Below are 22594 nucleotides of genomic sequence, written 5' to 3'. Positions count from 1 at the left end.
CGGCGGTCTTCGTCATGGGTCGGTCGTCAGCCCTTGCCGGCCGACTTGGCGTCCGCGTCCGCACTCGCGGGGTCCTCGCCGTCCGGCGCCTCGGCGGCGTCCGTGGGCGTGTCCTGCACCGCGTCGTCGGTGGCGTCGTGCGCCTGCGAGTCGTCGGCTCCCGACGCGTCGGCGTGCGCGGACTCGGGACCGGCGTCCGCCGACGGCTTGGCCAGGTCCACCGCGCCCGGCTCCACGATCTCCTCGCGGCCCGGGCGCAGCCGGGCCGAGACCACCATGTAGACGACGGCCAGCAGGAAGACCACGATCGAGGTCCACACGTTGAGCCGCAGACCCAGCACGTGGTGCGCCTCGTCGACCCGCATGTACTCGATCCAGCCGCGGCCCACGCAGTACGAGGCGACGTAGAGCGCGAACGCCCGGCCGTGGCCCAGCTTGAAGCGGCGGTCGGCCCAGATGACGAGCAGCGCGACGCCGACGCACCACAGGGACTCGTAGAGGAACGTCGGGTGGTAGAGGCCGGCCTCGCGGTTCGGCCCCTCGGTGATCTTCAGGGCCCAGGGGACGTCGGTCTTCCTGCCGTACAGCTCCTGGTTGAACCAGTTGCCCCAGCGGCCGATGGCCTGCGCGAAGGCGATCGCGGGTGCGAGGGCGTCGGCCCACGCCGGAAGCGGGATGCCCCGGCGGCGGCAGCCGATCCAGGCGCCGACGGCGCCGAGCGCGATCGCGCCCCAGATCCCGAGGCCGCCTTCCCAGATCTTGAAGGCGTCGACCCAGTTCTCACCCTCGCTGAAGTACAGCTGGTAGTCGGTGATCACGTGGTAGAGCCGGCCGCCGACGAGGCCGAAGGGCACGGCCCACACGGCGATGTCGGCGACGGTGCCGGCCTTGCCGCCCCGGGCGATCCAGCGCTTGTTGCCGAACCAGACGGCTACGAAGACGCCGATGATGATGCAGAAGGCATAGCCGCGTAGCGGAAGCGGTCCGAGATGGATCACTCCGGTCGACGGGCTGGGAATGTAGGCGATGTCCATGGCAGCACCGACGCTACCGTGCCGGGTGGGACGTACGGCAACCCACCCGGCAACGTCTGGGTAACGAGCGCGCGCCTCCGCTTGTGCGCACGGGCCCGACGGAGGCGGTCAGGAGGCCGACGCGCCGGGGGACGCGCCCGTGGGCGCCGTGGGCCGCTGGGTGCCGGGCTTCTTGCCCTCGTTGGCCTCCTCGACCCACTTCTTGAAGTTGGCCACGGAGATCTGCTCCTTGCCCTTCGTCGGGAAGATCGACTCCCCGTTGAGCTGCACGGTGGGTGTGCCGCGGAAGCCGCCCTTCTGGAAGGCCTCGTTGGACTTGCGGACCCAGCTGTCGTGCTTGCCGTCCTCCACGCAGCTGCGGAAGGCGGGCGTGTCCAGGCCCCGGACCTTGTCGGCGAGCTCGATGAGCCTCTCGTTCTGCGCGAAGGCGTCGTCCGGCTCCGGCGGCTGGTTGACGAACAGCACGTCGTGGTAGGCGGTGAACTTCCCGGCGTCCTGGGCGCAGGCCGCCGCGTTCGCCGCGCGCAGCGAGCCACTGCCGCCCATGTTGCCGTCGATGAGGGTGGCGAGGTGGTACTCGACTCTGATCTCGCCGGCCTTCTCCAGCTCGTGGATCGTGTCGCGAAGGGCGTTCTCGAACTGGGCGCAGGCCGGGCAGCGGAAGTCCTCCCACACCGTCAGCGTGGAGGGCGCGTCGCTCGCGCCGACCGGGATCGCGAGCTGCTCCTCGCCCTGCGCACCGCTCGGCGCGGAGAGCGGACCGGTCTCCGCCGAGCCGCCCTCGTCCTTGCCGCTGTTCGCCGCGATCAGGCCGACGACGGCGGCCAGGCCGAGGACCCCGACCACGGCCGCGGCCACGATCAAGGTCCGCCTGCGCCTGTCGCGCGCCCGGTCCCGTGCCCGTTCCTGCTGGAGCCGCTCGCGTGCGGTCCGCTTACGTTCTTGGTTCTCGCTCACACACCGCAAACGAACCGGGGAGGCGTCGGCTCGCCTCCCCGGTCCCACATCCACCCGTACGAGCTACGCGCTGCCGCGGACTCCCCGGGCGAGCTCGCCCGCCAGTTCCCGCACGGCGTCGACGGCCGCCGTCTCGTCCGGCGCGTCGAGCATGCGCTTGACGAAGGCGGAGCCGACGATCACTCCGTCGGCGAAGGAGGCGACCTCGGCGGCCTGCTGCGGGTTGGAGACGCCCAGTCCCACGCAGACGGGCAGGTCCGTGGTGGCGCGGGTGCGTGTCACCAGGTCCTGGGCCTGGGCGCCGACCGACTCACGGGTGCCCGTGACGCCCATCAGGGAGGCCGCGTAGACGAAGCCGGAACCGGCCGAAGTGATCTTGGCGAGGCGCTCGTCCTTGCTGCTCGGCGCGACGACGAAGACGGTGGCGAGGCCGTGCTTCTCGGCGTGCTCCCTCCACAGGCCCGCCTCCTCGAACGGCAGGTCGGGCAGGATGCACCCGGCGCCGCCCGCCTCGGCGAGCTCGGCGGTGAACCGCTCCACGCCGTACCGGTCGATCGGGTTCCAGTACGTCATCACGAGCACCGGCTTGCCCGTGGCGGCGTGGGCCTCGCGGACCGTGCGCATCACGTCGGCGATCCGGACCCCGCCGCGCAGGGCGATGTCGTCGGCGGTCTGGATGACCGGCCCGTCGAGGACCGGGTCGCTGTGCGGCAGGCCGACCTCGACGACGTCGGCGCCGCCGTCGAACGCGGCCTTGACCGCCTCGATGCCGATGTCGACGGTCGGGAAGCCGGCGGGCAGGTACGCGATGAGCGCCGCCCGGTTCTCGTTCCTCGCCGCCGCGAGCGTGTCGCTCAGAAGCCGGATGTTGCCGCTCACTTCGCGTCCCCCTGGATCTCGGCGGCGCCGTTGTCGGCGGAGGCGTCGGCCTCGACCTGGGCGTCGGTGTCGTACAGCCCGAAGTAACGGGCGGCGGTGTCCATGTCCTTGTCGCCGCGGCCGGACAGGTTGACCACGATCAGTCCGTCCTTGCCGAGTTCGCGGCCGACCTCGAGGGCGCCGGCCAGCGCGTGCGCCGACTCGATGGCCGGGATGATGCCCTCGGTGCGGGACAGCAGCCGCAGCGCCTGCATGGCGGCGTCGTCCGTGACCGCGCGGTACTCGCCGCGGCCGGTGTCCTTGAGGTACGAGTGCTCGGGGCCGATCCCCGGGTAGTCGAGCCCGGCCGAGATCGAGTACGGCTCGGTGATCTGGCCCTCGTCGTCCTGGAGGACGTAGGAGCGGGAGCCGTGCAGGATGCCGGGCTCGCCCGCGGTGAGGGTGGCCGCGTGCTCCCCGGTCTCGATGCCGTGCCCGGCGGGCTCGCAGCCGATCAGGCGGACGTCCGCGTCGGGGATGAAGGCGTGGAAGAGGCCGATGGCGTTCGACCCGCCGCCGACGCAGGCGACCGCGGCGTCGGGGAGGCGGCCGGCGCGCTGAAGGATCTGGCGCCGGGTCTCGACACCGATGACCCGGTGGAAGTCGCGCACCATCGCCGGGAAGGGGTGCGGGCCCGCGACGGTGCCGAAGAGGTAGTGGGTGTGGTCGACGTTGGCGACCCAGTCGCGGAACGCCTCGTTGATGGCGTCCTTGAGGGTGCGGCTGCCGGACTTCACGGCGACGACCTCGGCGCCGAGCATCCGCATGCGGGCGACGTTGAGCGCCTGCCGCCGGGTGTCGATCTCGCCCATGTAGATGGTGCACTCGAGCCCGAACAGCGCACACGCGGTGGCCGTGGCCACCCCGTGCTGACCGGCGCCGGTCTCGGCGATGACGCGGGTCTTGCCCATGCGCCGGGTGAGCAGGGCCTGACCCAGCACGTTGTTGATCTTGTGCGAGCCGGTGTGGTTGAGGTCCTCGCGCTTGAGGAAGACGCGCGCGCCGCCGGCGTGCTCGGCGAAGCGCGGCACCTCGGTGAGGGCGCTGGGGCGGCCGGTGTAGTTGACCATGAGTTCGCCGAGCTCGGCGGCGAAGGCGGGGTCGGACTTGGCCTTCTCGTACTCGACCGCGACCTCGTCGACGGCGGCGACGAGGGCCTCGGGGATGAACTTCCCGCCGAAGTCGCCGAAGTAGCCGGCGGGGCTGGGGACGTGACCCTCGGGGTCGGGGATGAAGTAGTCGCTGGACATGGCGACGCTGCTCCTTGTTTCGGGGCGTTTCGGGGCGCGCGGCCCCGGGACGTGTCGGGTGGGATGCGGCTGCGTGGCGCTGCGGCGGGCCGTGTCCCTCCCCGCCCTTCCCGACCGGGGCAGGCCCCGGACCCCGTACCGCGCTCGGCGCGGCGTCCTCGATGTCCCCGGGGCTCGCCCTGGGGACCCCCGGACGGACTGCACGGCAGCCCCGTCCGAGGCGCGGGATCAGGGGGCGGCGCCCCCGGTCAGCGGGAAGGGGCGGGGACGGGAAGGGAACCCCGCCCACGCGCCCCGCGCCATCGCATCCCGTTGACCTGACCGGGCTCGTCGCCGATGACGTACCGCACCCGCCGTCCGTGCACCCGCCGCGCCGGTGCCCGGCAGCCGCGCGGCCGGCAGCCGCGGGCCAGGCGCGCGTACGGGCCGCACGCCGGTGTCGCCGCCGCGGGCAGGCCGACGGCGCCCGGACGCGGGCCCGGGGTCGAACGGCGGTGGCGGACGGCGGTCATCGGGCGGTCAGCCCCGCCCGTGCCGCAGCGCGGGGTGGGCGCCCGCGGCCACCAGGTCGGCGACGGCCGACTTGGGGTCGCGGCCGGTGACCAGGGACTCGCCGACGAGGACGGCGTCCGCGCCCGCGTTGGCGTAGGCGATCAGGTCGTGCGGACCGCGCACGCCCGACTCGGCGACCTTGACGATGTGCGCCGGAATCTCGGGGGCGACCCGCTCGAAGGTGGAACGGTCGACCTTCAGCGTCTTCAGGTCGCGGGCGTTGACACCGATGATCTTGGCGCCGGCGTCGACGGCACGCTCGACCTCTTCCTCGTCGTGCACCTCGACCAGCGGCGTGAGGCCGATGGACTCGGCACGCTCGATCAGGGAGACCAGCGCCTCCTGCTCCAGCGCGGCCACGATCAGCAGCGCCAGGTCGGCGCCGTACGCCCGGGCCTCCCACAGCTGGTACGCGGTGACGATGAAGTCCTTGCGCAGCACCGGGATGTCGACCTTGGCCCGCACGGCCTCCAGGTCGGCGAGCGATCCGCCGAAGCGGCGCTGCTCGGTGAGCACGGAAATGACGGCGGCGCCGCCCGCCTCGTAGTCCGCGGCGAGTCCCGCCGGGTCGGCGATCGCGGCGAGCGCGCCCTTGGAGGGGCTGGAGCGCTTGACCTCGCAGATCACCTTGACGCCCTCACCGCGCAGGGCGGCGACGCCGTCCTTGGCCGCCGGAGCCTTGGCGGCGCGCTCCTTGAGCTCGTCGAGGCTGACACGCGCCTGCCGCTCGGCCATGTCGGCGCGCACACCTTCGATGATCTCGTCGAGCACACTCACGCGAGCGGCCCCCTTCCGGGACGGTGATGGTTGAGGATCAGCCAACTCGATGGTATCCGCAGGAGCGCCCGGGGTCCTCATCCGGTCGGCCGCTGTCCCACTACCTGGGACTTCATGGGGCGAGCGCCGATCCGAACGGCAGGTTCCGCACGACGCTGAAGATCAGCAGGACCCCGCCGATGACCCACCACCAACCGGGGGCGAGACCGATCCGCAGCGGCCTGCCCTGAACGGCGCGGACCAGCCACAGGACCCATACGACGGCGAAGACGGCGTAGCCGACGACGGCGGCGGCGTTGGCGCCGAGGGCGGTGCCCAGATCGCCGTGGACGAAGGCGTGGGCGCTGCGCAGACCGCCGCAGCCGGGGCAGTAGAGGCCGGTGAAGCGGAGGAGGGGGCAGACGGGGTAGTGACCGGGCTCGTTGGGGTCGACGGTGCCGACGTAGGCGAAGGCGGCGGCGGCGCCGGTGAGCACCGCGAGGGGCACGGCCACGCGCCGCGCCGTCCCGCGCGGTGCGGGACGGCCGCCCGCGGGCACCGCGCCCGGTCCCCAGTGCGCCGCACCGGCCCCCGCGCGCTCGGGCCAGGTGCCGGGCGCGGTCGCGTACCCGTGCGCGGCACGGCCCCCGGCGCCCGTGGCCGGTGCGGCGGTTCCCGACTGTGCGACCGCCCCGTGGCCGGGGGCGGGAAGGACTCCGGCCCCCGCATGCGGTGCGTCCGGTCCCGACGGGGCGTGGCCATCGGGTGCCGTCACCGGCGGCCGGCCCGCGAGCCCCGCCGCATCCCGCTCCGGCATCCGCCCGTCCGCGGCATCCGCGCGCCCGGCAGAACACACCGATGCGTCCGGGCCTGAAGGGGCATGGCCATCGTGTGCCGTCACCGGCGGCCGGCCCGCGAGCCCCGCCGCATCCCGCTCCGGCATCCGCCCGTCCGCGGCATCCGCGCGCCCGGCAGAACACACCGGTGCGTCCGGGCCGTGGCCGGCCGGCGACGCGCCGGCGGCCGCGGATGCGTCGCCCGTCGGTGCCTGGGGAGCCGGGCGGGGCAGGGGGCCGGGGGACGGGGGCGTCGGGGTCATCTGGTGATTCTCGCCGTTCCAGCACAACGGCGCAGCCCGGTCGTGCCGTGCTGCGCCGTTTCCTCCCGGATCGTCACCGCGTCACGCGGTCGCCCTCTCCTGCGCGGCGGCGCGGGCGCGGGCCTGGACCACCTCGTCCGGCTCCTGCGGCGTGCCGAGGCCGGCCATCTTCATGGCGCCGCCCGCGATCGCGCCGAGCGCGATGAGGGCCGAACCGGCCCAGAAGCCGACCGGGTTGTCCGCCACCATGAAGACGCCTGCGACGCAGAAGCCGATGAAGGAGATGGTGACGCCGGTCCAGGCGGCCGGGGTGTGTCCGTGGCTGCTGCCCGCCATGAGTTGCTCCTCGTTTGTGATGCGCTGTCGTGAGCTGGTGCTCGTGCTGAGCCGGACGCTCGCAGTCATTGTCCCGTACGACAACACGCGCGGTGAGCTGGGGTCACCCTTCGCGCGTCGGGTCCTCGCCGCGGTCCAGGGCCTTCCAGAGGTCCTCGGGCCGGTCGGGGTCCACGGCGGCCGCCTTGCGGGGACGCGGTGTGCCGTCGCGCTCGTAGCGGCCGGACATGGCGGGCCACCGCCTGCCGTACCGCAGCGCCAGGACACCGGCGAGCAGGATCAGCAGGCCGCCGGCCGCGGTCACGTAGGGCCAGGCCGTGTGGGTGAGCGCGTCGACCGTCGCGGCGGCGTCGCCCGTGGTGCGCGCCGCCTTCTCGTCGAGCGCGTCGCGATCGGACGCGCCCAGCAGCGACGCCAGCGCCGCACCCGCGCCGCTGAGCGCCAGGAGCCCGGAGACGACGAAGCGGCCTGCGCCACGGACGGCGAACACGGCGACGAGGGCGGCGAGTCCGACGATCGCGAGCGCGGTGGGCACGCCCGTGACGTCCCCGCCGTCGGCGTCGAGCGCAACGGTCCCGCCGCCGACCGAGGCGCGGCCCTCCGCCCAGATCCGCCCGGCGGCGAGCAGGACGACGGTCGCGCCGACGGCGCCGAGGAGCAGGGCCGCGGCGAGGCTGCGGCGGCTGCCGCTGGTGGCGGCCGCCGCGGCGGCGCGTGGCTGGGGTACGGGTACGGCACTCACGCGTCCACTATCCCTTACCGCCCCGACGCGCCGTTCAGCCGGTTGGCGGTGTGGACGGCGCGCAGCACGGCCGCCGCCTTGTTGCGGCACTCGGTGTCCTCGGCGACCGGGTCGGAGTCGGCGACGACACCCGCTCCGGCCTGGACGTACGCCGTGCCGTCGCGCAGCAGCGCGGTCCTGATGGCGATGGCGGTGTCGGAGTCGCCCGCGAAGTCCAGGTAGCCGACGGCGCCGCCGTACAGCCCGCGGCGCGAGGGCTCCAGCTCGTCGATGATCTGCATGGCGCGGGGCTTGGGCGCCCCGGACAGGGTGCCCGCGGGGAAGCAGGCGGTGAGGACGTCGAAGGCGGTACGGCCCTCGGCGACCCTGCCGGTCACGGTGGAGACGATGTGCATGACGTGGGAGTACCGCTCGATCGACATGAAGTCGACGACCTCGACGCTGCCGGGCGCGCAGACGCGGCCCAGGTCGTTGCGGCCGAGGTCCACGAGCATCAGGTGCTCGGCGCGCTCCTTGGGGTCGGCGAGCAACTCCTCGGCGAGGTCGTGGTCCTCCTGCGGGGTGGCGCCGCGCGGGCGGGTGCCGGCGATCGGGTGGAGCATGGCGTGCCCGTCCTCGACCTTGACCAGCGCCTCGGGGCTGGAGCCGACGACGTCGAACCCCTCGAAGCGGAAGAGGTACATGTACGGCGACGGGTTGGTGGCCCGCAGGACCCGGTAGACGTCCAGCGCGCTCGCGGCGCACGGCGTCTCGAACCGCTGGGAGGGCACGACCTGGAACGCCTCGCCGGCCCGGATGCGCTCCTTGATGTCCTCGACGGCGTCCTGGTAGTCCCGGCCTCCCCACAGCGCCGAGAACTCGGGCAGCTCCGAGGGCGGCAGGGCGGCGGGCGCGGAGGCGAGCGGCCGGGCGAGGTCGGCCTCCATGGCGTCGAGGCGGGCGACGGCGTTCGCGTACGCCTCGTCGACCCCGGTGGCGAGGCAGTTGTGGTTGATGGCGTTGGCGATCAGCAGGACGCTGCCGTCCCAGTGGTCCATGACCGCGAGGTCCGAGGTGAGCAGCATGGTCAGCTCGGGCAGCTTCAGGTCGTCGCGCTCACCGGGGCCGATCTTCTCGAGCCTGCGCACGATGTCGTAGCCGAGGTAGCCGACCATGCCGCCGGTGAAGGGGGGCATGCCCGACGCGAGGTCGCGCGGGGTGTGGAGCGTCTGCACGGTCTCGCGCAGGGCGGCGAGCGGGTCGCCGTCCGTGGGGACGCCGACGGGCGGGACGCCGAGCCAGTGCGCCTGGCCGTCGCGGACGGTGAGCGTGGCGTCGGAGCGTACGCCGATGAACGAGTAGCGCGACCAGGAGCGGCCGTTCTCCGCGGACTCCAGGAGGAACGTGCCGGGACGCTCGGCGGCGAGCTTGCGGTAGAGCCCGACGGGTGTGTCGCCGTCCGCGAGCAGGCGACGGCTGACGGGGATGACACGGCGGTCGGCGGCCAGCTTGCGGAAGGTCTCGAGATCCATGGCGGCAGACCCTACTCGCCGAGGGGCAGGACGTCGGCGTCGAAGCAGGTCCGGGCGCCGGTGTGGCAGGCGGCGCCGACCTGGTCGACCTTGACGAGCACGGTGTCGGCGTCGCAGTCCAGGGCGACGGACTTCACGTGCTGCACGTGGCCGGACGTGTCGCCCTTGACCCAGTACTCCCGGCGGCTGCGGGACCAGTAGGTGCAGCGGCCGGTGGTCAGGGTTCGGTGCAGTGCCTCGTCGTCCATCCAGCCGAGCATCAGCACCTCACCGGTGTCGTACTGCTGGGCGATGGCGGGGAGGAGGCCGTCGGCGCTGCGCTTGAGGCGGGCGGCGATGGCGGGGTCGAGGCCACTGGCGGGGACACTGCTGGTCATGGGCCCATTGTGCCGTGCCGCGGGGCGGCCCGGACGGTGCGTCCACTGGGCGGACCCGGCGGGACGGCCGTACGCTGGCGGGCATGTCGACCCATGCGAAGCGCGAACGACTTCTGCTCGCCGATGTGTTGGAGGCGGCGGGGCCGGAGGCCGCGACCCTGTGCCACGGCTGGACGACACGGGAGCTGGCGGCGCACGTGGTGATGCGCGAGCGCAGGCCGGACGCCGCCGGCGGAATCCTGATCAAGGCGCTCAAGGACCGTGCGGAGCGGATCCTGGCGGAGTTCGCGGCCAAGCCGTACGACGAGCTGGTCCAGCTGATCCGTACGGGACCGCCGCGGATGTCGCCGTACGCCATCAAGCCGGTCGACGAGGCGGCGAACACGATCGAGTTCTTCGTCCACGCCGAGGACGTGCGGCGGGCGCAGCCGGACTGGGCGCCGCGCGATCTGGACAAGGTCTTCGAGAACGTGCTGTGGTCGCGCCTGGAGAAGGGCGCGCGGCTGCTCGGGCGCAGGTCGCCGGTGGGGCTGGTGCTGCGCCGGCCGGACGGTCAGACGGCGGTGGCGCATCGCGGTACGCCCGTGGTGACGGTGACCGGGGAGCCCGGCGAGCTGACGCTGTTCGCCTTCGGCCGCCAGGACGCGACGCGGGTGGACCTGGAGGGCGACAAGGACGCGATCGCGCGGGTCCGCGAGGCGCAGCTCGGGGTCTAGACCCCGGAAGCGGTTGTGGTGCGCGTCCGGCCCGCCGCGGAGCCACAGCACGTACCGGAGCGCAGTGACGCAGACATGCCGAAGGGGTCCCGGGACGTTCTCCCGGGACCCCTTCGGTCGGGGTCAGCGGACCGGGTGGCCCGCCGCCCGCAGGGTGTCCTTGACCTGGGAGATCCGCAGGTCTCCGAAGTGGAACACGGAGGCGGCGAGCACCGCGTCCGCGCCCGCGTCGACGGCCGGAGCGAAGTCGGCCAGCTTGCCGGCGCCGCCGGACGCGATCACCGGGACCGTGACGTGCTTCCGCACGGCCGCGATCATCTCGGTGTCGTAGCCGTCCTTGGTGCCGTCGGCGTCCATCGAGTTGAGCAGGATCTCACCGGCGCCCAGTTCGGCGGCCCGGTGCGCCCACTCGACGGCGTCGATGCCGGTGCCCTTGCGGCCGCCGTGCGTGGTGACCTCGAACGTCCCCGCCGCGGTCCGCCGCGCGTCGACGGACAGCACCAGCACCTGGCGGCCGAACCGCTCGGCGATCTCGCGGATCAGCTCCGGGCGGGCGATCGCCGCGGTGTTGACGCCGACCTTGTCCGCGCCCGCGCGCAGCAGCTTGTCGACGTCATCGGCGCTGCGCACGCCGCCGCCGACGGTGAGCGGGATGAAGACCTGTTCGGCGGTGCGGCGCACCACGTCGTAGGTGGTCTCCCGGTTTCCGGACGAGGCCGTGATGTCGAGGAAGGTGAGCTCGTCGGCGCCTTCGGCGTCGTACAGCTTGGCCATCTCGACGGGGTCGCCCGCGTCGCGCAGGTTCTGGAAGTTGACGCCCTTGACGACCCGGCCGGCGTCGACGTCCAGGCAGGGGATCACGCGGACCGCGAGGGTCATGCGGCACCTCCTTCGGTGGTGGTGGGCCGGTACGCCTCGACCTCGACCTCGACGACCAGCGAGGGGTCGACGAAGCCGGAGACGATGAGCATCGACGCGGCCGGACGGACCGCGCCGAACAGCTCCTTGTGCGCGCGGCCCACTTCGTCCACGTCCCGGGCGTGGGTGATGTACATACGGGTGCGCACGACGTCCTCGGCGCCGAGGCCGAGTTCCTTCAGGGCGTCGAGCGCCACCCCGAACGCGGTCATCGTCTGCTCGAACGGTCCGCCCGCGGAGATCTCGCCGCCGGCGACGGAGGTGCAGCCGGAGACGAGGACCAGGCCGTTCGGCAGCTGGACGGCGCGGGAGTAGCCGAAGGACTCCTCCCACGGCCCACCCGAGCCGATCCGGCGTACGGCTTGCGTCATGCGGACACCGCCGCCAGCGCTTCTTCCAGCGTGAACGCCTTGGCGTACAGCGCCTTTCCGACGATCGCGCCCTCGACGCCCTCGGGCACCAGCGACGCGAGCGCGCGCAGGTCGTCGAGGGAGGAGACACCGCCCGAGGCGACGACGGGCTTGTCGGTCGCGGCGCAGACGTTCCGCAGCAGCTCCAGGTTGGGGCCCTGGAGCGTGCCGTCCTTGGCGATGTCGGTGACCACGTACCGGGCGCAGCCCTCGGAGTCGAGGCGGGCCAGGGTCTCGTAGAGGTCGCCGCCGTCGCGGGTCCAGCCGCGGCCGCGCAGGGTGGTGCCCCGCACGTCGAGGCCCACCGCGATCCTGTCGCCGTGCTCGGCGATGACCTTGGCGACCCATTCCGGGGTCTCCAGCGCGGCGGTGCCCAGGTTGACGCGCCGGCAGCCGGTGGCGAGCGCGGCCGCGAGGGAGGCGTCGTCGCGGATGCCGCCGGACAGCTCGACCTTGACGCCGTGAGCCGACAGGCTCCCTGCGACCTCGGCGATCAGGTCGCGGTTGTCGCCGGTGCCGAAGGCGGCGTCCAGGTCGACGAGGTGCAGCCACTCGGCGCCCGCGCGCTGCCAGGCCAGGGCGGCCTCCAGCGGGGAGCCGTAGGAGGTCTCCGTACCGGACTCGCCATGGACGAGGCGGACGGCCTGGCCGTCGCGGACGTCGACTGCGGGGAGGAGTTCAAGCTTCGGCATCAGAGCGTCTCGATCCAATTGGTCAGCAGCTGGGCACCGGCGTCGCCGGACTTCTCGGGGTGGAACTGGGTGGCCCACAGCGCGCCGTTCTCGACGGCGGCGACGAAGGGCTCGCCGTGCGTGGCCCAGGTGACCTTGGGCGCGCGCATGGCGGCGTTGGCGGCCTCGAAGTTCCACTCGTGCACCGCGTAGGAGTGCACGAAGTAGAACCGCGCGTCGTCCTCGACTCCGGCGAAGAGCTCGCTGTCCGCGGGCGCCTCGACGGTGTTCCAGCCCATGTGGGGCACGACCGGGGCCTTCAGCGGTCCGACGGTGCCGGGCCACTCGTCGAGGCCGTCGGTCTCGACGCCGTGCTCGATGCCGCGCGCGAACAGGATCTGCATGCCGACGCAGATGCCCATGACGGGCCGGCCGCCGGAGAGCCGTCGGTCGACGATCCAGTGGCCGCGGGCCTGGGTCAGGCCCTCCATGCAGGCGGCGAAGGCGCCGACGCCCGGGACGAGGAGCCCTTCGGCGTTCATGGCCTTGTCGTAGTCACGGGTGATCTCGACGTCCGCGCCGACGCGCGCGAGCGCGCGCTCGGCGGAACGGACGTTGCCGAAGCCGTAGTCGAAGACGACGACCTTCTTCTGTGCGCTCACGCTGCTACCCCCAGATTCCCTGAATCCGCAGAACGCCGGCGACCAGGCACATCGCGGAGGCCGCGGTCAGCAGCACGATGGGGCCCTTGGGCATCTTCTGTTTGGAGAAGGAGTAGACGCCGCCGGCGAGGAACAGCCCGACGACGATGAGGATGGTGGACAGACCGGTCATCTTCTTAGAGCGCGCCCTTCGTGGAGGGAAGGATGCCGGCGGCGCGCGGGTCGCGCTCCGAGGCGTAGCGCAGCGCACGGGCGAGGGCCTTGAACTGGCACTCGACGATGTGGTGCGCGTTGCGCCCGTACGGGACGTGGACGTGCAGGGCGATCTGCGCCTGGGCGACGAAGGACTCCAGGATGTGCCGGGTCATCGTCGTGTCGTAGGTGCCGATCATCGGCGCCATGTTCTCCGGCTCGGTGTGCACCAGGTACGGGCGGCCCGAGAGGTCCACGGTGACCTGCGCGAGGGACTCGTCCAGCGGCACGGTGCAGTTGCCGAAGCGGTAGATGCCGACCTTGTCGCCGAGGGCCTGCTTGAAGGCGGCGCCGAGGGCGAGGGCGGTGTCCTCGATGGTGTGGTGGGTGTCGATGTGCAGGTCGCCGTCGGTCTTGACGGTCAGGTCGAACAGGCCGTGCCTGCCGAGCTGGTCGAGCATGTGGTCGAAGAAGCCGACGCCGGTGGCGACGTCGACCTTGCCGGTGCCGTCGAGGTCTATCTCGACGACGACCGAGGTCTCCTTGGTGGTGCGCTCGACCCGTCCAGTGCGGCTCATGAGCTCTGCTCCTTCTTCAGTGCGCGAACCGCATCGAGGAACGCGTCGTTCTCTTCGGGCGTACCGGCGGTGACCCGCAGTCGCCCCGGTACGCCGTTGTCACGGACCAGCACGCCGTGGTCGAGGATCTTCTGCCACATCGCCTGCGCGCCGCCCTCGCCGTCGAAGCGCCCGAACTGCACGAAGTTGGCGTCGGATTCGGTGACTTCGTAGCCGATGGCGCGCAGCTCCGCGACCAGCCGGTCCCGCTCGGTCTTCAGCTGCTCGACGTACCCGAGGAGCGTATCGGTGTGCTCCAGGGCGGCCAGCGCGGTGGCCTGGGTGACGGCCGACAGGTGGTAGGGCAGGCGCACCAGCTGGACGGCGTCGACCACCGCGGGGTGCGCGGCGAGGTAGCCGAGGCGCAGCCCGGCCGCGCCGAACGCCTTCGACATGGTGCGCGAGACGACCAGGTTCGGCCGGCCCTCGATGAGCGGCAGCAGCGAGGGGTGGTGGCTGAACTCCACGTACGCCTCGTCCACCACGACGAGGGAGGGCTTGGCCTCCTGCGCGGCCTCGTACAGCGCGAGGACGGTGTCGGCGTCGACAGCGGTGCCGGTGGGGTTGTTGGGCGTGGTGACGAAGACGACGTCCGGCCGGTGCTCGGCGATGGCGGCCCGCGCCCTGCCGACGTCGATGGTGAAGTCCTCGCTGCGGGGGCCGGAGATCCAGCCCGTGCCCGTGCCGCGGGAGATCAGCTCGTGCATGGAGTACGACGGCTCGAAGCCGATGGCGACCCGCCCCGGACCGGCGAAGGTCTGCAGCAGCTGCTGGATGACCTCGTTGGAGCCGTTGGCTGCCCACACGTTGGCGAGCGCGACCTCGTGGCCGGTCGTGCGGGTGAGGTAGCGCGCCAGCTCGGTGCGCAGCTCGACCGCGTCCCGGTCGGGGTAGCGGTTCAGCCCGCGTGCGGCCTCGCGCACCCGCTCGGCGATCCGCTCGACGAGCGGCTCGGGGAGCGGGTAGGGGTTCTCGTTGGTGTTCAGCCGGACGGGGACGTCGAGCTGGGGCGCGCCGTAGGGGGACTTGCCGCGCAGCTCGTCCCGGATCGGCAGGTCGTCCCAGGGGGACGAGGAGGTGTTTGCGATGTCGGTCACTGTCCCGGCACCTTCCAGTCGAACCTCGCCTTGAGGGCGGCGCCGTGCGCGGGCAGGTCCTCCGCCTCGGCCAGCGTCACCACGTGGTGGGCGACCTCGGCGAGCGCGTCGCGCGTGTAGTCCACGATGTGGATGCCGCGCAGGAACGACTGCACGGACAGGCCCGAGGAGTGGCAGGCGCAGCCGCCGGTGGGCAGGACGTGGTTGGAGCCGGCGGCGTAGTCGCCGAGCGACACGGGCGCCCACGGGCCGACGAAGATCGCGCCCGCGTTGCGGACACGGGCCGCGACGTCGGCGGCGCCGGCGGTCTGGATCTCCAGGTGCTCGGCGCCGTACGCGTCGACGACCTTGAGGCCGTCCTCGACCGAGGAGACGAGGACGATCGCGGACTGCCTGCCGGCCAGCGCGGGCCTGATCCGGTCCTCGACGTGCTTGGTGGCGGCGACCTGCGGCTCCAGCTCGCGCTCGACCGCGGCGGCGAGCTCCTCGGAGTCGGTGACGAGCACGGCCGCGGCCAGCGGGTCGTGCTCGGCCTGGCTGATCAGGTCGGCGGCGACGTGCGCCGGGTCGGCGGTCGAGTCGGCGAGGATCGCGATCTCGGTGGGACCGGCCTCGGCGTCGATGCCGATGCGGCCGGTGAAGTACCGCTTGGCCGCGGCGACCCAGATGTTGCCGGGGCCGGTCACCATGTTGGCCGCGGGGCAGGACTCGGTGCCGTACGCGAACATCGCGACGGCGGTGGCGCCGCCCGCCGCGTAGACCTCGTCGACGCCGAGCAGCGCGCAGGCCGCGAGGATGGTGGGGTGCGGAAGGCCGCCGAACTCCTTCTGCGCGGGGGACGCCAGCGCGAGGGACGGGACGCCGGCCTCCTGCGCGGGCACCACGTTCATGATCACGGAGGAGGGGTAGACGGACCGGCCGCCGGGGGCGTAGAGCCCGACGCGGTCGACGGGGACCCACTTCTCGGTGACGGTGCCGCCGGGGACGACCTGCGTGGTGTGGTCCTTGCGGCGCTGGGCGCGGTGGACGATCCTGGCGCGCCGGATCGACTCCTCCAGGGCGGCCCTGACCTCGGGGTCGAGCTCGGCCAGCGCCCGGGTGAGGGCGGCGGCCGGCACGCGCACCTGGTCGAGGACGACCCCGTCGAACCTCTCCGCGTACTCGATCAGCGCCGCGTCGCCCCGATGATGCACGTCCTCGCAGATCGGCCGCACCTTCTCCAGGGCGGCTTCCACGTCGAAATCGGCACGGGGCAGCAGGTCGCGCAGAGCGCCGCCCTCCGGGAGGGCGTCGCCGCGCAGATCGATTCGAGAGATCACGGAACCAATTCTCTCAGACCGGATCCGGCGGTTGTTTTCCGTATCAGTCACTGATACGGGTGCGCCCGTCACCGCGCCCCCACCGTTCCCGTAGGCCGAAAACAGCCACCCCAGCTCATCTCCGGCCGACCCTCACCACTAGCGTTCAGGCCGTCACTGAGCGGGAAGAACAGCTGTACGAGCCAACGAGCGGAGGAGCGGCAGTGACCGAGCCGCTTGACGACGGGCCCCCGGAGGGACTGAGCCCGACCGAGCAGAACATGTGGAACGCCTTCAGGAACGGCAGCGCCTACGACCTCAGCGACACCGATCCCCTGCTGAACGACCCGTTCTCGCCGCACCCCTGGGGCCCCGAGCGCAGCGTGCGCGCGTCCGTCGTGGCGCGGCTGCTGCTGAGCGGTCCGTCCGCGCGGCCGGGCCGGGTCGCCGCGCTCAAGCTGCGCGGCGTCCAGATCACCGGCACGCTCAAGCTCGCCGGCGGCAGCATCGGCCCCTACGTCGAGCTCAACGGCTGCCGCTTCGAGAACGAGCTGCTGATGCCCGAGGCGCACTTCACCACCGTGCGCCTGGTCGGCTGCGCGATCCCGCGCATCGAGGCGGCCCGGCTGCGCACGGAGGGCGATCTGCACATGCCGCGCTGCCGGGTGGAGCACGGCATCCGGCTCACCGACGCGCAGATCGGCACGGACCTGCTGCTCAACCAGATCCATGTGCGCCCGGACCGCCGCGGGCGTGCCATCACCGCGGACGGTTTGTCGGTCGCCCAGGACTTACAGGCCGAACTGATCGAGACCTACGGGGAGTTCAGCCTGCGCGGCGCGAAGATCGGCGTCTCGCTCAGTCTGCGCGGCAGCCGGCTGCGGGCGGCCGCCGAGCGGCGCGCGCTGAACGCCCCGCAGCTGAGCGTCGAGCGCACGCTGTACATGACGGGCGCCTGGGTGAGCCTCGCCACCGGCAACCAGGGCGCCACTCCCCCGTTCGGGATCAACACCGCGGGCGCGGCGGTGCGCGGCTCGCGGCTGCAGCCCTTCGAGTGCTACGGCGGGGTGCGCCTGGACGACGGGCGGTTCGGCGACGCGGTCGACCTGAACCGCGCGCGGTTCGTGCTGAGCCCGCACGAGGAGCTGTCACTGCGCCGGATCACGACGCCGGAGCTGCGGTTCAACGCGGAGCGCCCCGAGGAGGGCCGGGTCGTGCTGAACGGCGCCAAGGTGGTGACGCTGATCGACCTGGCGGCGAGCTGGCCGGGGCCCGGCGGTCTGGCGATGGGCGGCTTCGTCTACGAAAACCTCGTCCCCTACGAGGAGTTCCCGCTGTCGCGCCGGCTGGAGTGGGTGACCTCGGCGACACCGGAGTACTCCCCGGAGCCGTACGAACGGCTCGCGACCGTGCTGCGCAACAGCGGCGAGGACGCGGACGCCCGCGAGGTGCTGCTCGCCAAGCAGCGCCGGCGGCGGGAGACGCTGCCGCTGGCCGCGAAGCTGTGGGGCTACCTCCAGGACTGGACGGTGGCGTACGGCTACCGGCCCGGCCGGGCGGCGCTGTGGATGGCGGTGCTGTGGGCGGCCGGCGCAATCGCCTTCGCGCACGTGGCCCCGGATCCGATCAAGAAGGAGGAGCACCCGGAATGGAATCCGGCTCTGTATGCGCTGGATCTGCTCATTCCGGTGATCAATCTCGGCCAGGACGGCTATTGGAGACTTGACGAGCGCTGGCAATGGGCTTCGGCGGCACTGGTGCTTCTCGGGTGGATTCTGGCGACCACGGTGGCGGCGGGAGCCTCCCGTCTGCTGCGGCGCGGATAAAGCCCGGAGCAGCGTTTCTTTACCCTGTCTTGACCGGCTCCCGGGCAACCTTTCCGCCGCTACCAAAGATTCACAGGCGTGCTCTGGCGCGGCGCTCACCTGCGGTTTTCAATGGTCCGCACCATGTCATTCCTTCGCGCCCTGACCCGCACCGCGCGCGTGATCCGTCATACGCCCGGACTGTCCGACGGCCTCGTGTCCGACGACGCGGTACTGCTCGACGCCCCCGACGAGCGGCTCGCTCCCGCGCTCGTCGCGGCCGCCGAGGGCGAGTACGAAGGGGCCGCGAAGCTGCTCGCGACCACACGGGAATCGGCCGAATGGGAGAACCGCGACCGGTACGTGTCGCGGCTCGCCGCGTTCGCCAGGAACCGGGACGAATGGCTCGGCAGCTGGCTGGGCGCGTGCCCCCGCGACGCGGACGCCCTGCTCGTGAAGGCGCAGCTCGCGGTCGCACGGGCGTGGGAGTCGCCGGCCCGCGCCGAGCGGCTGCGCGAGGTCGGCCCGCTGATCGACGCGGCGGCGGACGCCGAACCGAACGACCCCGTGCCGTGGCGCATCGCGCTGGACCACGCCCGCGGGACGCACGCGACGCACACGGCGTTCGAGTCCCTGTGGGAGCGGGCCATCCGCCGGTCGTCGCACCACTACGGCTGCCATGTGGCGGCGCTGCAGTACCTGTCCGCCCAGTGGTACGGCTCGCACCGCGAGTGCTTCGACTTCGCCGAGGACGCGGCGGCCGACGCGCTGCCGGGTTCGCTGGTCCAGGCGCTGCCGGTCCGGGCGGCGTTCGCCCAGCTGCTGACCGGCGAGCCGACCACGTCGGTCCAGGACGACCGGATCGACGCGGCGGCGGACCTCGCCATCGCGCTGTCCGCCGGCTACGCGGCCGGGGACCCGTGGCCCGCCGAGGTCCGCAACCTGCTCACCTACGTGCTCGTGGCGCGCGGGCGGTGGGCGGACGCGCTGGCGCAGTTCCGGCTGATCGGCCCCTGCGCGACCTCCTTCCCCTGGACGTCGGTGACGGACGATCCGCTGGGGCAGTTCCTGCGGGCGCGGGACGGGGTGCGGATCGAAGTCGCGTCCACGATGCCGCTGCGCGGGCGGGGGCGCGGGGCCCGCACGCGCGCCCATTACTCTTGACCGCTGTGACCACCGTTCGCCTCCCCCTCTTCCCGCTGAACTCGGTGCTTTTCCCTGGGCTCGTGCTGCCCCTGAACGTCTTCGAGGAGCGTTATCGCGCCATGATGCGCGAACTGCTGAAGACGGACGAGGAGGAGCCGAGGCGTTTCGCCGTCGTCGCGATCCGGGACGGGCGGGAGGTCGCGCCGACGGCGCCCGGCATGCCCGACCCCACGACGGTCCTCGAGCGCGGACCCGCGGCCGGTTTCGGGTCCGACCCGATCCAGGCGTTCCACCGGGTGGGCTGCGTCGCGGACGCGGCGACGATCCGGGAGCGGGAGGACGGCAGCTTCGAGGTCCTGGCGACCGGTACCACCCGCGTGCGGCTGCTGTCGGTGGACGCGAGCGGTCCGTTCCTGACGGCGGAGCTGGAGGAACTCCCCGAGGAGCCGGGGGAGGGCGCCGGCGCGCTCGCGGAGGGCGTGCTGCGGGCCTTCCGCAACTACCAGCAGCGGCTGGCGGGTGCGCGTGAGCGGACGCTCTCGACGGGGGCGGAGCTGCCGGACGAGCCCTCGGTGGTGTCGTACCTGGTCGCCGCGGCGGCCGTGCTGGACACGCCCACCAAGCAGCGGCTGCTCCAGGCGCCGGACACGGCGACGCGGCTGCGCGAGGAACTGAAGCTGCTGCGGGGGGAGACGGCGGTGCTGCGGCACCTTCCGTCGTTGCCGATGGTGGACCTCACGAGGCAGCCGACGAGCCCCAACTGACGGGAGGGACCACCCAGGTGGCGAAGAAGCAGAAGAAGCAGTCGGGCGGCACGGGTGGCACTCCGGCGACGGTCGCCCTGACGGCCGCGGGCACGCCGTTCACGCTCCACGCGTACGACCACGACCCGTCGACGCCGTCGTACGGCGAGGAGGCGGCTCAGGCGCTCGGTGTCGCGGCCGACCGCGTGTTCAAGACCCTCGTCGCGGACGTGGACGGCGCCCTGACGGTGGCGGTGGTCCCGGTCGCGGGCCAGCTCGACCTGAAGGCCCTGGCGGCGGCGGTGGGCGGCAAGCGCGCGACGATGGCGGACCCGGCGGCGGCGGAACGCACGACCGGATACGTGCGCGGCGGCATCTCGCCCCTGGGCCAGCGCAAGCGCCTCCCGACGGTCCTGGACGCGTCGGCATCGTCCCACGAGACGATCTGCATCTCGGCGGGCCGCCGCGGGCTGGAGGTCGAGCTGTCCCCCAAGGCGCTGGCCGACCTGACGTCGGCGACCGTGGCCCCGATCGGGCGCGCGTAGGCTTCTCGGAGCCTTGCACCCCTCTCGTCGGGGCTCCGCCCCGAACCCCGCGCCTCAATCGCCGGCGGGGCTGGGTTTCCCGCCCCGGGCGGCCACGGTCAGCGGGGGCGGATTTCGCTGCGCGTCAGCCCGTGCGCGGCCCTGTGCACCGGCCGGTTCCGTCCCGAGGGGCGCCGGAGGCGGGGACGGGGCCGCTCGGACCAGGGCGGGGGCGGGGCCAAGCCCCCGAGGCCCTGCCCGCGCGGGCAGGATGCCCGGTCCATGCCGAAAGCCAGCCGGTGCTCGCATGGCGCAGGCCCGCCCGACGGGGCGGAAGATGCGCCCGCGCCCGTCAGGGCGCCGGATGCCGGGGTCCGAGGCGAAGCCCCGAGCACGTCCCCGGCTCGGACGCAGACCACCCTGCACGGGCGCGGAACGAAGCCCGAGCCCCCACCCACCCGGGCAGCCGAAGCCCAGCCGCGCCGACAGGGCGCAGGCCGCCCGGACGAGGCACAGGGCAGGTCCGGGCGGATGCGCCACGGCCGCCAGGGCGCCGGGCGACGGGTCGGGGGTGGAACCCCCCGGTTCGAGAAGGGACGGCCGCCGCGCCCGCCAGGGCGCCGGGCGACGAGGCCGGGGGTGGAACCCCCGGTTCGAGAAGGGACGGCCGCCACCGCCGCCAGCGAGCCGGGCGACGGGTCGGGGGTAGAACCCCCGAGTTCGGGAGGGGCGGACGCCGCGCCCGCCAAGGCGCCGCGGGGAACTCAGTCCGAGCTCGGCCACGCCCCGTGCGGGTGCTCCGGCTCCGGGTCATGCGGTGCGAAAAGGCTCGTCAGCCCCAGGTGCACCGCCATCGCCGCCAACGGCCACGCCAGCAGCGCGTTCTTCGCGCCCAGTTGCAGATACGCCTCGAAGGTCACGCCCTCGCCCACCTGGCGCGCGTGTTCCACCACGTCCTGCGTCGGGCCGAACCAGACGCCCACGCCCCAGCCGAGCAGCGAGGCCAGCAGGCCGCCGAGCGCGAGGGCAAGCACCATGACGATTCCGCCGCGGCGGCGGTACAGGAAGGCGGCCGCCGCGCTCAGCGCACCCAGCCCGGCCGCCAGCAGCACAAACGTTCCGTCCGCGCCTATGGCCTCCTCGCCCTCCGTGTCCTTGAGGAAGACCCCGCTCTCGTTGGAGATCAGCGGCACCCGCGGCGCCAGCCACAGCCACAGCAGCCCGAGCACCGCACCGAGCACCGTCACGGCCACCAGCACCACGGCGCCGTCCTTGAGGTCCTTCCTCAGGTCGTCCGTGCCCGGCCCGTCCTTCGGGGCCGGCCCGTCGCCCGTCCAGCTCGCCCCCGCGGGGACAGGGCCGGTGGGCGGCGCCTGCCAGGGGTTGTCGCCCGAGGGCTGCTGGTTCGGCCGGTGAGGAGGAGTCAGCGGTGCGGTCACACCGCCATCGTGCCAGGCCCGCCCGAGTGACGCCTCACCGGACTGCCGCCCGCCGGTACGCCCACGTCGCCACCGCCAGCGACACCACGCCGACGGCCGCGCAGACCGCCAGGTCGATGCCGACCGCCGCCCAGTCGGGACGTGCGTCGAAGGTACGGGCGAGGGCCTCGACGCCGTACGTGGAGGGCAGCAGGTCGCGCGCGTACGAGATCGGTTCCGGCAGCCGGTCGGCCGGGAGCACCCCCAGCAGCAGCGCCGCCGACATGCCCAGCTGGCCGAGCAGCGTGGCCAGCTCCTGGCGTGGGGCGAGGAGGCCGAGGGCCGCGCCCAGTCCGGCGAGTGCCGCGCCGGACAGCGGGATCACCGCGGCCAGCACCCACAGGTGCGTCAGCGGCAGCTGGAAGAGCACGCTGCCCGCGACCGCCGTCACCACGGTGCCCGGCACGGTGAAGGAGGCGTACGCCCCCGCCGCCCCGAGCACCACCGCCGCGGGCGGCACCGGCAGCGTGGCGTAGTGGTCGAGGCCGCCCCCCGCACGCAGCTGCCCGAAGTACTGGGCGAGCAGGTTCAGCGCGACGAAGGCCACGACGAGCACGCTCGCGCCGGCGACGACCGCTCTCGCCTCACTGCCGCCGTCGACGACCCCGCGCATCAGGACCATGATCCCGACGGACTGGAAGGTCGCCACGAACAGCAGCGGGATCCGGGCGACCCGCGCCCGGGACAGCTGCGCGCGGTACACCGCGGCGAGCGCCGGCAGCAGTCGCGCCCGTGGCGCGAGCGGCGCGGCCTCCTGTGGGGCGGGGGCAGCCCCGCGCACGGTC

General features: G+C 73.2%; 26 protein-coding genes. 5 read left to right on the top strand and 21 right to left on the bottom strand.

Going from position 1 to position 22594, the window contains the following annotated elements:
• Positions 1–26: 26 nt before the first annotated feature.
• The 11 genes from lgt to hisI all read right to left on the bottom strand — a co-directional run bounded on the left by lgt (position 27) and on the right by hisI (position 9532).
• On the bottom strand, positions 27–1034 hold the full coding sequence (gene lgt, locus AB0K02_RS08375; RefSeq protein WP_365991557.1) for a prolipoprotein diacylglyceryl transferase: 1008 nt from the start codon (positions 1032–1034) through the stop codon (positions 27–29).
• A gap of 108 nt (positions 1035–1142) precedes the next feature.
• Positions 1143–1991 (bottom strand): thioredoxin domain-containing protein, encoded by an 849-nt coding sequence (locus AB0K02_RS08370; protein ID WP_365991556.1) that lies wholly within the window; start codon positions 1989–1991, stop codon positions 1143–1145.
• A gap of 63 nt (positions 1992–2054) precedes the next feature.
• Positions 2055–2870, bottom strand: a complete 816-nt coding sequence (trpA, locus tag AB0K02_RS08365) for a tryptophan synthase subunit alpha (protein ID WP_365991555.1) — start codon at positions 2868–2870, stop codon at positions 2055–2057.
• Positions 2867–4159: a tryptophan synthase subunit beta gene (gene trpB / locus AB0K02_RS08360; RefSeq protein WP_365991554.1), complete on the bottom strand. Its 1293-nt coding sequence runs from the start codon at positions 4157–4159 to the stop codon at positions 2867–2869. Before trpB ends, trpA begins: the two co-directional genes overlap by 4 nt.
• A gap of 248 nt (positions 4160–4407) precedes the next feature.
• Positions 4408–4671, bottom strand: coding sequence for a hypothetical protein (locus AB0K02_RS08355; protein ID WP_365991553.1), 264 nt, complete (start codon positions 4669–4671; stop codon positions 4408–4410).
• 7 nt (positions 4672–4678) lie between these two features.
• A complete protein-coding gene (trpC, locus tag AB0K02_RS08350) occupies positions 4679–5488 on the bottom strand; it encodes an indole-3-glycerol phosphate synthase TrpC (RefSeq protein WP_365991552.1) in 810 nt (269 codons plus the stop codon).
• A gap of 112 nt (positions 5489–5600) precedes the next feature.
• Positions 5601–6026, bottom strand: coding sequence for a DUF2752 domain-containing protein (locus AB0K02_RS08345; RefSeq protein WP_365991755.1), 426 nt, complete (start codon positions 6024–6026; stop codon positions 5601–5603).
• A 621-nt stretch (positions 6027–6647) separates the two neighbouring features.
• Positions 6648–6902 (bottom strand): HGxxPAAW family protein, encoded by a 255-nt coding sequence (locus tag AB0K02_RS08340; protein ID WP_365991551.1) that lies wholly within the window; start codon positions 6900–6902, stop codon positions 6648–6650.
• Positions 6903–7005: 103 nt separating this feature from the next.
• Positions 7006–7644 (bottom strand): TIGR02234 family membrane protein, encoded by a 639-nt coding sequence (locus tag AB0K02_RS08335; RefSeq protein ID WP_365991550.1) that lies wholly within the window; start codon positions 7642–7644, stop codon positions 7006–7008.
• 14 nt (positions 7645–7658) lie between these two features.
• Positions 7659–9155 carry an anthranilate synthase component I gene (locus tag AB0K02_RS08330; RefSeq protein ID WP_365991549.1) on the bottom strand — a complete coding sequence of 499 codons (1497 nt, stop codon included), beginning with the start codon at positions 9153–9155 and terminating at the stop codon, positions 7659–7661.
• A gap of 11 nt (positions 9156–9166) precedes the next feature.
• Entirely contained in the window at positions 9167–9532 is a 366-nt protein-coding gene (hisI, locus tag AB0K02_RS08325) for a phosphoribosyl-AMP cyclohydrolase (RefSeq protein WP_365991548.1), read from the bottom strand.
• An 83-nt stretch (positions 9533–9615) separates the two neighbouring features.
• Here hisI and AB0K02_RS08320 point away from each other — a divergent pair, with 83 nt between their 5' ends.
• Positions 9616–10248, top strand: coding sequence for a TIGR03085 family metal-binding protein (locus AB0K02_RS08320; RefSeq protein WP_365991547.1), 633 nt, complete (start codon positions 9616–9618; stop codon positions 10246–10248).
• A 123-nt stretch (positions 10249–10371) separates the two neighbouring features.
• On the opposite strand, the gene hisF is transcribed toward AB0K02_RS08320, so the two are convergent.
• Genes hisF through hisD form a run of 8 tightly spaced genes read right to left on the bottom strand, consistent with a single transcriptional unit; the run spans position 10372 to position 16134 of the window.
• Positions 10372–11127 carry an imidazole glycerol phosphate synthase subunit HisF gene (gene hisF / locus AB0K02_RS08315; protein ID WP_365991546.1) on the bottom strand — a complete coding sequence of 252 codons (756 nt, stop codon included), beginning with the start codon at positions 11125–11127 and terminating at the stop codon, positions 10372–10374.
• Positions 11124–11537, bottom strand: a complete 414-nt coding sequence (locus AB0K02_RS08310; protein ID WP_365991545.1) for a RidA family protein — start codon at positions 11535–11537, stop codon at positions 11124–11126. The genes hisF and AB0K02_RS08310 overlap by 4 nt, the downstream gene beginning before the upstream one ends.
• Complete coding sequence (gene priA, locus AB0K02_RS08305) at positions 11534–12268, bottom strand: bifunctional 1-(5-phosphoribosyl)-5-((5-phosphoribosylamino)methylideneamino)imidazole-4-carboxamide isomerase/phosphoribosylanthranilate isomerase PriA (protein ID WP_365991544.1); 735 nt, start codon at positions 12266–12268, stop codon at positions 11534–11536. The genes AB0K02_RS08310 and priA overlap by 4 nt, the downstream gene beginning before the upstream one ends.
• A complete protein-coding gene (hisH, locus tag AB0K02_RS08300) occupies positions 12268–12909 on the bottom strand; it encodes an imidazole glycerol phosphate synthase subunit HisH (protein WP_365991543.1) in 642 nt (213 codons plus the stop codon). The genes priA and hisH overlap by 1 nt, the downstream gene beginning before the upstream one ends.
• Before the next feature lie 4 nt (positions 12910–12913).
• Positions 12914–13081 (bottom strand): hypothetical protein, encoded by a 168-nt coding sequence (locus AB0K02_RS08295; protein WP_365991542.1) that lies wholly within the window; start codon positions 13079–13081, stop codon positions 12914–12916.
• A gap of 4 nt (positions 13082–13085) precedes the next feature.
• Complete coding sequence (gene hisB / locus AB0K02_RS08290; protein ID WP_177148749.1) at positions 13086–13679, bottom strand: imidazoleglycerol-phosphate dehydratase HisB; 594 nt, start codon at positions 13677–13679, stop codon at positions 13086–13088.
• The gene (locus AB0K02_RS08285) at positions 13676–14815 is read right to left on the bottom strand and encodes a histidinol-phosphate transaminase (protein WP_365991541.1); all 1140 of its coding nucleotides are present in this window, start codon (positions 14813–14815) and stop codon (positions 13676–13678) included. The genes hisB and AB0K02_RS08285 overlap by 4 nt, the downstream gene beginning before the upstream one ends.
• Complete coding sequence (gene hisD / locus AB0K02_RS08280; protein ID WP_365991540.1) at positions 14812–16134, bottom strand: histidinol dehydrogenase; 1323 nt, start codon at positions 16132–16134, stop codon at positions 14812–14814. Before hisD ends, AB0K02_RS08285 begins: the two co-directional genes overlap by 4 nt.
• 203 nt (positions 16135–16337) lie before the next feature.
• Between hisD and AB0K02_RS08275 the strand changes: the two genes are divergently transcribed.
• From AB0K02_RS08275 to ybaK, 4 genes are all read left to right on the top strand, one after another.
• Positions 16338–17939 (top strand): oxidoreductase, encoded by a 1602-nt coding sequence (locus AB0K02_RS08275; RefSeq protein ID WP_365991538.1) that lies wholly within the window; start codon positions 16338–16340, stop codon positions 17937–17939.
• Between the two features lie 111 nt (positions 17940–18050).
• Positions 18051–19082 (top strand): hypothetical protein, encoded by a 1032-nt coding sequence (locus AB0K02_RS08270; protein WP_365991537.1) that lies wholly within the window; start codon positions 18051–18053, stop codon positions 19080–19082.
• A 5-nt stretch (positions 19083–19087) separates the two neighbouring features.
• Positions 19088–19828, top strand: coding sequence for an LON peptidase substrate-binding domain-containing protein (locus AB0K02_RS08265; protein WP_365991536.1), 741 nt, complete (start codon positions 19088–19090; stop codon positions 19826–19828).
• A gap of 17 nt (positions 19829–19845) precedes the next feature.
• Positions 19846–20352, top strand: coding sequence for a Cys-tRNA(Pro) deacylase (gene ybaK / locus AB0K02_RS08260; protein WP_365991535.1), 507 nt, complete (start codon positions 19846–19848; stop codon positions 20350–20352).
• A gap of 743 nt (positions 20353–21095) precedes the next feature.
• Here the strand turns inward: ybaK and AB0K02_RS08255 are convergent.
• Together AB0K02_RS08255 and AB0K02_RS08250 are read right to left on the bottom strand one after the other, a co-directional pair.
• The gene (locus tag AB0K02_RS08255; RefSeq protein ID WP_365991534.1) at positions 21096–21770 is read right to left on the bottom strand and encodes an ABC transporter permease; all 675 of its coding nucleotides are present in this window, start codon (positions 21768–21770) and stop codon (positions 21096–21098) included.
• A 34-nt stretch (positions 21771–21804) separates the two neighbouring features.
• On the bottom strand, positions 21805–22590 hold the full coding sequence (locus tag AB0K02_RS08250; RefSeq protein ID WP_365991754.1) for an ABC transporter permease: 786 nt from the start codon (positions 22588–22590) through the stop codon (positions 21805–21807).
• Between the last annotated feature and the right edge of the window lie 4 nt (positions 22591–22594).

Source organism: Streptomyces sp. NPDC049597, from assembly GCF_040675505.1.
Taxonomy (GTDB): domain Bacteria; phylum Actinomycetota; class Actinomycetes; order Streptomycetales; family Streptomycetaceae; genus Streptomyces.
This window is presented reverse-complemented; position numbering and strand designations above follow the sequence as displayed.